Origin of the sequence: Streptomyces flavofungini (genome assembly GCF_041028215.1) — a bacterium.
Taxonomy (GTDB): Bacteria; Actinomycetota; Actinomycetes; order Streptomycetales; family Streptomycetaceae; genus Streptomyces; species Streptomyces flavofungini_B.
On record NZ_JASKYR010000362.1, the window covers coordinates 1 to 10218 of the forward strand.

The 10218-nt window shown below is 74.5% G+C and carries 7 protein-coding genes and 1 pseudogene; 4 read left to right on the plus strand and 4 right to left on the minus strand.

Annotation, left to right across the window (positions count from 1 at the left end):
* The coding region (locus AB8Z36_RS23515; RefSeq protein WP_369215353.1) for an alpha/beta fold hydrolase at positions 1-687 on the minus strand (687 nt) is incomplete at its 3' end.
* Positions 688-1404: 717 nt separating this feature from the next.
* Between AB8Z36_RS23515 and AB8Z36_RS23520 the strand changes: the two genes are divergently transcribed.
* Positions 1405-3822, plus strand: coding sequence for a LuxR C-terminal-related transcriptional regulator (locus AB8Z36_RS23520; RefSeq protein WP_369215354.1), 2418 nt, complete (start codon positions 1405-1407; stop codon positions 3820-3822).
* Here the strand turns inward: AB8Z36_RS23520 and AB8Z36_RS23525 are convergent, their stop codons facing one another.
* Entirely contained in the window at positions 3823-5043 is a 1221-nt protein-coding gene (locus AB8Z36_RS23525) for an erythromycin esterase family protein (protein ID WP_369215355.1), read from the minus strand.
* 584 nt (positions 5044-5627) lie between these two features.
* Here AB8Z36_RS23525 and AB8Z36_RS23530 point away from each other — a divergent pair.
* The 3 genes and pseudogenes from AB8Z36_RS23530 to AB8Z36_RS23540 all read left to right on the plus strand — a co-directional run bounded on the left by AB8Z36_RS23530 (position 5628) and on the right by AB8Z36_RS23540 (position 8369).
* A pseudogene (locus AB8Z36_RS23530) lies at positions 5628-6179 on the plus strand (hypothetical protein).
* Complete coding sequence (locus AB8Z36_RS23535; protein ID WP_369215356.1) at positions 6176-7444, plus strand: hypothetical protein; 1269 nt, start codon at positions 6176-6178, stop codon at positions 7442-7444. Before AB8Z36_RS23530 ends, AB8Z36_RS23535 begins: the two are co-directional and overlap by 4 nt.
* A gap of 37 nt (positions 7445-7481) precedes the next feature.
* Complete coding sequence (locus tag AB8Z36_RS23540) at positions 7482-8369, plus strand: hypothetical protein (RefSeq protein WP_369215357.1); 888 nt, start codon at positions 7482-7484, stop codon at positions 8367-8369.
* 1 nt (position 8370) lies between these two features.
* Here the strand turns inward: AB8Z36_RS23540 and AB8Z36_RS23545 are convergent, their stop codons facing one another.
* Both AB8Z36_RS23545 and AB8Z36_RS23550 read right to left on the minus strand, forming a co-directional pair.
* Positions 8371-9246 (minus strand): universal stress protein, encoded by an 876-nt coding sequence (locus tag AB8Z36_RS23545; protein WP_369215358.1) that lies wholly within the window; start codon positions 9244-9246, stop codon positions 8371-8373.
* Between the two features lie 31 nt (positions 9247-9277).
* Positions 9278-10218: universal stress protein (locus AB8Z36_RS23550; RefSeq protein ID WP_369215359.1), on the minus strand; the 941-nt coding region annotated here is incomplete at its 5' end.

Genomic DNA, 10218 nt, shown 5'->3' on the forward strand with positions numbered 1-10218 from the left:
GGTGTGGGCCAGTCGCTCGGTGCGGTCCATGCCGGAGGGGTCCGCCTGGGCGTGCGCCGTGCTCGACGCGTAGTGCCCGGTGTGCTCGACGATCCTCCGCTCCAGGGCGCGGGCGTACTCGGCGTCGAAGGGGATCTCGTCTCCGCCCAGCGCCCGCCAGTGCTCCACCCGCCGCTCCAGCTCTGCCTCCAGACCCTCGTCCCGCACGGGGCGGGACCACATCTCCAGCAGGGCGGGGGAGATGCCGGGCAGCTCCTCGGGCGGTGTGCGCGTGCCGTCCGGGGCCGTGTACGGAACGGTGCTGAGGGCGTTCGTGCCGAGCAGGGTCGCGCTGAGCAGCCGGTCGGGGTGGTCCGCGACGAGGAGCTGGGTCAGCATCCCGCCCATCGACATGCCCACCACGTGCGCCCGCTCGACGCCGACGCCGTCAAGCACCTGGACGGCGTCTTCCGCGAGGTCGGTGATGGCGTACGGCTGGCTCTCGAAGGGCCAGGTCGACCGGCCGGTGTCGCGGTGGTCGTAGCGGATCACGCGGTGGTGCCCGGCGAGCATGTCCACCAGCTCGTCCGGCCAGCCCAGGCCGGACGCCTGCGCCCCCATGATCAGCAGGAGCGGTGGTGCGTCCTGGGCGCCACGGTCCTCCAGCCAGAGGCGTACGCCGGGCGCTGTCTCTACGAAGCGTTCCATGCCTGCCCTCGCCCTTTCTCCGGTACTGCGTTGCTGCCGATGCCTCAGGTTGATGTCTCATGTCGATGCCTCATGCCGATGTCGCTGAGGTGCGGGCCAGCGAGACGAGACGTATCGTATCAGATGGCCCGCCGATCCGCAGGACTCGAAGCCTTCTGATTGGTCTCGGCGCCGCCGCGGCCCTCGCCGGGCGCGCAGGCGCGTGTCAGCGGCGTGGGCGCGTGTCAGGGGAATCCCTCGTCCGGTACGCGGTCCACGCACGGGCGTTGTGGCAGGCCAGGCAGGGGCCTACGGTGCCCGGTGTGCGAGGACGAACAGACGCGGGCGGCGCGGCGGGCGCGGCGGATGACGGCTGGCCCGCGGTGGTCGCCCGCGCCGCCGGGCTGCTGGAACGCCACGGCCGCCTGGTGGTCGGCGGCCCGTGGGGCGCGGGCAAGAGCACGTTGTTGTCCGCCCTGGCCGCCCAGGCCGCCTTGGCCGAGCAGCAGCCGCGCTCGCGAGACGCCTTGGCGGGGCGCCGCTGTGCATGGGTGCGCACACAGGAAGGGGACGCCGAGGTTCCGTACGGCGCGCTGGTACAACTCTTCAGCGCGGCCGAGGCGGGGGTATCGGCGGTATCGGGGAGGCCGGGGCCGCCGCCCCCGCGCGCGAGGGGTTGTGCGGGGGTTCGTTGCGGTTGCGGCTGGGGTTGACGAGGCTGCTCGGGCAGGGGCCGCCGTGCTGCTGCTGGTCGATGGTGCGCAGTGGCTCGACCCCGCCAGCGCCGATCTCATCGGGTACGCCCTTCGTACGCTTCCCGTGGCGCGACTGGCCGTCGTGGCCGCTGAGCGGGCCGCCGGCCACCCCGTGGCGTCGGCCGCGCTGTTCGGCGGGCACCCCACGGTGTTTCCCGTTCCGGCGGCGGACCTCGCCGAGACGGCGGCGGGTTGCGCGCGCCTCGGGCTGCCCGCGCGCTGGGCCGCGCCCATCCACCGTTACTGCGGAGGGCACCGGGCCCTCCTCGACGCCTGGCTCGGGGCTCACCCGGGCCCGTCGCGGTTCGGGGAGACCGGCGAGCGCACCGGGCCTTCCGACCCGCCGCGCAGGGTGCGGGACCTGGCCGCCGCCTGGCTCGGGACCGTCCCCGCCGACGTCCGCGCCACGCTCCAGGTCGCGGCGCTCGCGGGCACCTGCGACGCGGACCTGCTGCGGCACAGCGGACAGCGCGGCGCCCAGGACCACCTCGCGCACGCGACGGAGGCCGGGCTGCTCCGCGTCGGGAGCGGCACGGAACACCTTCCGGCGGGCGGCCCCGTCGCGCCCCACCGGTTCGCCGCCACCGCGCTCGCCGACGCGGCGGCGGCCACCGTGGGGCAGGAACGGCGTACCGCCGTCCACCGCGTCCTCGCGGCCTGCACCCACGACCCGGTGGTCCGCGCCCTGCACACCGCGCTGGCCCAGGAGTGCCCGGACCGGGCCGTCGCCGAGGACACCGCCCACGCGGCGGCCACGGGCCGTGCGGCGGGTCAACGCCCGCGCGCAGCCGAGCTGTTGCTCCTGGCTGCCCGCCTCACCCCGGCCGACCGGCCGCACCTGCGCCTGGAACGCCTCGCGCGGGCCGCGCGGGAGGCGTCGGCCGCGGGGGACGCCACCCTGGCCCGTACGGCGGCGGACCTGATCGTTGCCGGGCACGGCAGCCCCGAGCAGCAGGTGCACGCACTGCTCGCCGTCGTCGACGCGTCCGGACAGGACGCCGCCGGTATCCGGCCGCTGCTCGTCACCGCCCGCAGACTCGCCGCCGACGACCCGGCGCTGCTGGCCGCCGTCGAACTGCGCTCCGCCGTACAGGCGAACATCGCGGGCGAGGACTTCACCCGCGCCCTGCGCCACGCCCGGGCCGCCGCCGAGCTGGCCGCGCGGTCGAGCACCGTACCGCTGGAGGCGGCGGCGCTGACGATGACGGCACGGATGCAGCGCGTACTGGGCCACGTGGACACCGCCACGGCCACACTGGACCTCGCCCTGTCCCTGGACGTGCCGCCGACCGGCCTCGGCATCCGCAACAGCGCGCAGTACCTCGCGGCCCGCCACGCCGTGTTCGACGCCCGCCTGGGCGAGGCCCGCGCGCTCCTGCTGCGGCTGCTGCCCGCCGCCGAGGAGTCCGGCGAGGCCGAAGACCTGGTGGACCTGTGGCGCAGCCTCGCCGAGGTCGACGCGGGCAGTGGCGCGTGCGGCCGGGCCCTGCACTGGTCGCACCGCGCCCTCGACCTCACGGCGGCCTCCGGCCTGTCACCCGGCCCCGCCTGGTACACCGCCGCCCTCGCCCAGACCTGCGGCGGCAGCTTCGCCGACGCGCTGCGCTTCGCCGCGCACGCCGTACGCGCCTCCCGCGAGGAGGAGGACGCCCTGTACACAGTGCGCGGGCTGTGGAGCCTGGGCGCCGCGCTCCTGCACACCGGCCGCGTCGAGGAGGCGGCGGTGGCGCTGATGGAAGTGGCGGAACGTGAGTCCGGGTCCGGTGCGGCCGATCCGGCCGTGCTGCGCTGGCAGGGTGACGCGGTGGAGGCGCTCGCCTGGAGCGGACGTACGGACGAGGCGAACGCCCTGCTGGAGCGCATGCGCGAGCGCGTCGGGCCGCACCCCGCGCACACCGCCCTGCGCGCCGCGCTCACCCGCGCCCGCGGGCTCTGCCGCCACCTCGACGGCGCCGGTGACGAGGCGGCGGAGCTGTTGGACGACGCCGCGCACGTCTTCGCCGGTCTCGGCCTGCCGCTGGAGGAGGGCCGCACCCACCTGCTGCGCGGCAGACTGGAGCGCCGCAGGCGCCGCGCCGCGGCGGCGCGCGGCGCGTGGCAGACGGCCCGCGAACTCTTCGCGGGCGCCGAAGCGACGCCCTGGGCCATGCTCGCGGACAACCACCTGACCCATCTCACCGGCCACGCGTCCGGGCACGGCAGCGCGCAGCGGGCGGCGGCACAGCTCCTGACCGCGCACGAGATGCGCCTGGCCGACCTCGTGCGCTCGGGCGCGACCAACCAGGAGGCGGCGCAGCAGATGTACATCTCCGTCAAGACCGTGGAGACGGTGCTGAGCCGCATCTACCGCAAGCTCGGCATCCGCTCCCGGACCCAGCTCGCGGCGGCGCTCACCTCCTGATCAGCGGCGCGGCGGCACGTCGTCGACGAACACGATGCCGTCGATGTCACCCAGGTGAGCGGGGTCGAGCGGGGCGTATCCGAACCAGGGTGAGACGCGGGGCACGGGCCGGGTGTCGCCGAGGGCGGCGGCCAGGCGAGGTGCGTCGATGACGTAGCGGTCCTCGGGGAGCGCGGACAGGAGCCCTTCGAGGGTGTCGGGCGACGGAGCGCCCACGCCCTGGTGGTGGAGCGAGCCGATGGCCGTGGCCAGGAAGGCGTAGCCGTCGCCGAGCCGGGTGTTCACCAGGGCGCCGGCGCTCCACCACTCCAGCGGGCTGCCGCCCATCCGCATCGAGCTCTTGGGGCGTTGCAGATGGGCGTTGTGCGCGTGGACGAGGGTGGGGCCCCGCTCGGCGAGGGCGAGGAGGTTGTGGGCCATCATCTGGTCGCGGACGCCCACGAGTTGGGACATGCGGGCGGGGGAGGCGTCGGCCATCCAGTGGTGGTAGCGCAGCAGGCCGAGCGCGGTACGCCCGTACAGGTGCGCCCGCTCGCCGTCCTCCCGCGCGGTCGCCGCGAGCGGATGCGGGGCCTGCCGGTCGAGCAGGGCCGCCATCTCGTCGGCGAGGAGACGCAGTTGTGCCGCGTCGGGTGACTGGCCCGCGGACCGTGCGGGGTCCATCATCGCGGCGGGTTCGGTCCAGCGGTCGTCGTCGCCGAGCAGGCGGTCGAGGGTGTCCGCGGTGCAGGGCAGCAGGCCGGGGTCCAGGTGGGCCGTGAGATGGGCGTGCAGGGCGGTGAGGGCCCGGCGGGGGCTCGCGGCGTGCGTCATCTCCAGCGGGCCGTCGAAACCGGCGAAGCGCAGCCGGTCGGACGCGGGCCGCCCGTCGGTGTCGGCGCGGATGTTGTAGTCGCGCATCCAGCGCACGAGCTCGCGGTTGGCGGCGGAGGCGCCCCAGTCGTGGCTGAACCCGCGCTCCATGACGGCGTCGAGCGAGCCGGTGCCCGAGGTGACGTAGTCGTCGACCATCAGGCCCCGCACGCAGTCGCTCTCCAGGGCGATCGTCCGGTAGCCCTCCTCCTCGACCAACTGCCGGAACAGCTCGTTGCGCAGATCGAGCAGGGTCTCCTCGCGGTGGGTGGGCTCGCCCAGGGCGAGCAGGCGTGGCCTGGCCGGGAACAGCTTCATGACGGCGCTGGAGCGGACGGCTTGGGCGGTGTGCGTGAGGTCCGTAACCATGCCTTCAACGCTATCGCTGAACCGACGGTTGAGACTTTGACGGACGATCTCCGGGGAATCGGGTAAGAACCTTCAAAGGGGGAGTTGGCTGTCCGTGTCCAAGGGTGGGATGGCTGGCCGTGTCCCTGTGAGCCATGGTCCCGGACTGCGGAGGGGGCTCGTCGGCGGACGCTCGTCGGCGCGCGGCAGCGGAAAGCCCCGGCTGGTCGGGGGGAACCAGCCGGGGCGGTCGAGCGTGACGGCGGAGGGCGGTCGCCTCTCGGCGGGGGGCTCCATGGGGCTTCAGCCGAACGATCTTCCCCATGGGCTAGGGGTGAGGCCCGGGGACACTGTCCCCTCCGCGGTCACACCCAGAAGAACGATGACCGGTACACGGATGTTCCGGGTGGGGGTGGCGATCCGGGGTGAACTGGGACACACCGGATGGGAGTGTACGTACGGCCGACACCGTGTACGGCCGACAGCGTGGCCGCGTGCTCAATCCTCGGGATATCCCCGGGGCGCGATACGTGCCCGAGTCCTTAAGGTGCGTGGCACACGCGCGTGCTGGATCAGCGAAGCATCAAGATTCGGGGGACTTCGCCATGCCAGGACACTTCCGGATGGCCGGACCCGCCGGGGCGCTCGTCGCCGTGCTGCTGCTGGGCGGCGCCGCGGCCTGCTCCTCGCCTGGACCGCCCGACTCCCGGCCCGGGACCACCGCCACCGACCGGCCCACATCCWCCGCCACCGRCSSGSMSMMRCCGAGCGAGGCCGAGGAGGCCGTCCTTCCCGACCCTCTCGTGGGCGCCTGGGAGAGCCGTCCGGACGGCGGCGCGGGCACCATCGCCTACCGTTTCACGGCGGACGGCCGCTACAAGTACGCCGGTCTGCTCTTCTATCCGAACACCGACGGGGACGACGTCCAGATCACCTTCGTCGCCGAGGGCACCGCCCGGGTCGACGGCGACCAGCTCCAGCTGAACCCGGAGACGGCCACCAAGTCCCGGCAGGACCCCGCCGACCCCACCGGCAACTACACCGACCAGCCCGCCGAACGCACGCCGGAGAGCCACGGCTACCAGGTCTCCGGCGACGTGCTCACGCTCACCGACGAGAAGGGCACCCAAGTCGTCTACGACAGGCAGGCGCTGTGACCCGCCGCCCGTCCCGCTTCAGTGTGCGCGTCCGGCTCCAGATCGCCCTGATCGCCGTCGTCGTCGGCGCGACCCTGCTGGCCACCTGGCAGTTCAGCCAGTCCTCCGGCGCCTACCAGGACGCCGTACGCCAGGAGGTCCGGCGGCAGGCGGCCATGGTCGAGGACATCCGCGAGGTCTACGCCGACGAGGGGCCCGAGGCCCTGCGAGCGGCGGTCGCACGGGCGCGGGCCGACGGACTGCGGCCCATCCGGCACGACGGCAGGCTCGCGGCATCGGAGTACGCCCTCGCCGCGCAGACCGCCTTCCACCAGCCCCGCCCGGCCCGGCGCGACAGCCTCCTCGGCAACGCGTCCTACCGCCACAACGAGCTCGGCTACGACATGCCGCGGCGCCTCGCGGACGTGCAGGCGCACTCACCGGGGCTGTACGGGCTCGCGCCGGACGCCGGGATGCGCGCGGGGGACCGGTGGGCGGCCTGGGGGACCGCCTCCGTCGCCGGGGGAGTCCTGGCCGTCCTGACGGCCGTGTGCGCGGCGAACGTCCTCCGGCCACGCCGCTGGCGGCACGCCCCGGCGGCGTCGGGCCGCCGGGTGGACAGGCGGACGGAGATCATCCCGCAGCCCGCGACCGCCCGGTCCGGGCGCCGCGCCGGAGCCCTGTTCGGCCTCCTGGTCTGCGTACTGCCCCTGCTGCTGCCCCTCGGGCAGATCCTGGCGGCGGGCGGGGAGCAGCGGGCCCAGGCCGAGGCCGCGCGCAAGGCCGTGCGGCTGAAGGACTCTCTGGAGGGCTTCGGCCTGCGCCACGCCTTCCTGACCGAGGCGCGGCGGACCGCCCTGGCCGCGGAGTTCGACGCGACGGCACGGGAACTCGCCGCGACGGACACCGGAATCAGCCCCGCCGACGCCCGGCACGAACGTGTCCTGGCGGCCGTGGAGAACACCATCGCCGTGCGGGTGCGGGACATCGCGACGTACATGGGGCGGGCTCCCGACGCGGCGGACCGGCTCGACGCGGCGACGGCCGACGCCCTGAGCAAGCAGCCGGAGGAACGCCGGGCCGCCGGGGCCGAACAGAGGCGGCAGGTGGACCTGGCCGAGCGGGCCGGGCGCAGCTCGCTGCTGCTCTCCGCCGCGACGGCCGTGGCGGTCGTCGCCCAGATGCTCGCCGTGGCCGCCTTCGCGGCCGATCGCCGCCGCCTGCTGTGGTGGCCCGCCCTCGGGGCGGTGGCCTCGACAGCTCTCACGGTGGCCGCCTTCACTTGAACCACCGCACCGCCGAACCCAGGGATCGGAGACCGAAATGACCTGCAAACGCCGCGCTCTGCACCGCAGTTGGCCGCTGGCCCTGGCCGCCTCCGCCGTTCTCGTCGCGGGCGGCTGCGGGGACGGCGGGTCCACCGGGTCGACCGGCGCCCCGGCGCGCAGCGACACCGCACCGGCGCGGAACGAGAGCACCCCCGCAGAGGAACAGCAAGACCCGGAAGACACCGACGACACCACGGAAGACGACCTGGACCAAAGCGCCGACGGCGGCGCGGAGGAAACGGATTCGGCCGAGCCCACCGAGCCCACCGAGCCCACCGAGCCCACCGAGTCCACCGAACCCGCCGAGAACCCTCCCGACGGCGGACAGACGCCGGACAAGGGCTGGGAGGCCGAGGCCGATGACGCCGTCTCCGTGGTGGACAACTTCTGGTCCACGCACTGGAACGAGCACTTCACCGGCGCCTACACCTCGCCGACGGTGTTCGGCACGTACACCCCCGGCACCGCCGAGGCCCCCAGTTGCGGCGGTGAACCCGCCGCCGCCGACAACGCCTTCTACTGCACGTCCAATGACTTCATCGCCTGGGACGCCGCGCTGATGAGCCGGGGCTACGAGAAGGGCGACGCCTGGATCTACCTGGTCATCGCCCACGAATGGGCGCACGCCGTGCAGAACCGGGTGGAGGGCCTCGCCATCGAGGCGGCGGAACTCCAGGCCGACTGCCTGGCGGGCGCCACCCTCTACGGCTCCGACGACCTGGAGTTCGAGGACGGCGACTCCGAGGAGCTGGGCCAGGCGCTCACGGAGCTGGCCGACGACACACCCTGGACCGACTCCGAGGACCACGGCGACGCGAGCCAGCGTGTCAACGCCTTCAGCACCGGCGGGAACGACGGCGTGGCCGCCTGCATGCCCGAGTGAGTCAGCGGGGCCCCCAGGGGTGCGGGACGACCGCGACGGGGCAGGTGGCGTGGTGCAGCGCCGTGTGCGTGACCGAGCCGAGGTGCGGACCCGCCGTGGCACGGCGGCCCAGGATCAGGAGCTGGGCCTTCGCGGCCGCCTTCAGCAGGCTGTGGCCCGCCAGGCCGTGGATGAGCCGCCCGGCCACGTCGACCTGCGGGTACTTGCGTTTGTAGGGTGCCAGCGCCTCCGCCAGGCGGTGGGACTTCGCCCGCGCGGGGTCGGTGGCGTCCGCGCTGGGGACCAGGGGCACGGCCCAGGTGTGCAGGACGTGCAGCGGGGCGGCACGGAAGCCCGCCGCGAGGAAGGCGAATTCCAGGAGTTCGTCGTGGGAGGGGCCGTCGATGTCCAGGCCGAGGACGACGGGCCGACGCTCTCCGGTCGTCGGGTCCGGCGCTTCGGGCTCCGCCTCGGGGTGCTCATCCGCGCGCACCAGGACGATCGGGCAGGCGGCCCGGGCGGCGACGGCCAGGGCGACCGAACCGACCAGGGCGCCGGTGAACGCGCCGAGACCGCGTGAGCCGAGCACGAGCAGCGCGGAGGATTCGGCCGCCGTCAGCAGCGCCTGTACGGGCGGTTCGGTGACCTGCTCCTCCAGTATGCCCAGCGCGGGGTGGGCCGAGCCCAGGTGCAGGACGGCGCGTTCGAGGGCGCCGCTCTCCCGGTGGAAGGGGACCTCGATCTCCGGCAGATGAGTGCGCTCCGAGGGCCGGTCGAAGGCGTGGACGAGGTGCAGGACCACCTCGCGGCGCACGGCTTCGCGGGCCGCCCAGTGCGCGGCGCCCAGGCTCTCGGGGGAGCCGTCGATGCCTGCGGTGATGATCTGCCGTGGGTCCATGACAGGCCCCTTCGCGGTGTGTTCGGGCAGGTCAGGAGTGCGGGACGACGGCGACCGGGCAGGCCGCGTGGTGCAGGACCGCGTGGTTCACGGGGCCGAGCTGCATGCCGAGATGGCCCTTCCTGCGGCGGGCCCCGACGACGACCAGGTCCGCCGTCAGGGCGGCGTCGAGGAGCAGGTTGCGCGCGGAGCCCTCGACGCTCATCCGGCGCACGGAGACGTCCGGGTGGGCGGCGGACGCCTCCCGTACCGCCCGCTCGACCTGCTCCTCGGCCCGGCGCTGGTGCTCGGCGTGGGCACTGGTGGGGAATTCGGGCACCTCCCTGGCCGGACAGCGCCAGGCGTGCGCCGCCGTCACCGAGGCCCCGCGCACCCGCGCCTCGCCGAAGGCGAACTCCGCCGCCGTGTGGGCGTCTTCGGGCTCGTCGACGCCGAGGACGACGGTGTGGTGATCGCCCCTGACGTTCTCCGCCCGGCCGCGTACGACGATGACGGGCGATGCGGCGCGTGCGGCGACGGACAGGCCGACGGAGCCGAGCAGCAGTTCGGCCAGCTCGCCGTGGCCCCGGCTGCCGACGACGACGGCACCGGCCGACGCGCTGAGCCGGACGAGCGCCACGGCCGGGTCCTCCGGCACCACCTCGCTCGTCACCTCGACCGGCGCCGAGCGGCGCAGGACCCGTTCGACCGCCGTGGCCGTCACCTTCTCGGCGACCTCCCGCACCTGCGTCCCGTTGATGCCGAAGGAGGGCTCGTGCCCCTCGTACCACTCCCACCGCGAGGCGTGCACGACCCGCAGGGGCACCCCGTGTGCGGCGGCCTCGTCCACGGCCCAGTCCAGGGCGCGCAGGCTCGGCTCGGAACCGTCGACTCCGACGATCAGGGGCTTGTCCACGACGGCACCGCCTTCCGGTCGGCCCCGGCCGGGGCGCTGCCAAGGACGCTGCCACCCGAGGGGTTGCGGCGGGGAGG

Bases quoted from the DNA above. Each gene is read 5' to 3' on its own strand.
- AB8Z36_RS23525 (WP_369215355.1), bottom strand. From the start codon at position 5,043: ATGGTTACGGACCTCACGCACACCGCCCAAGCCGTCCGCTCCAGCGCC.
- AB8Z36_RS23545 (WP_369215358.1), bottom strand. From the start codon at position 9,246: ATGGACCCACGGCAGATCATCACCGCAGGCATCGACGGCTCCCCCGAG.
- AB8Z36_RS23540 (WP_369215357.1), top strand. From the start codon at position 7,482: ATGACCTGCAAACGCCGCGCTCTGCACCGCAGTTGGCCGCTGGCCCTG.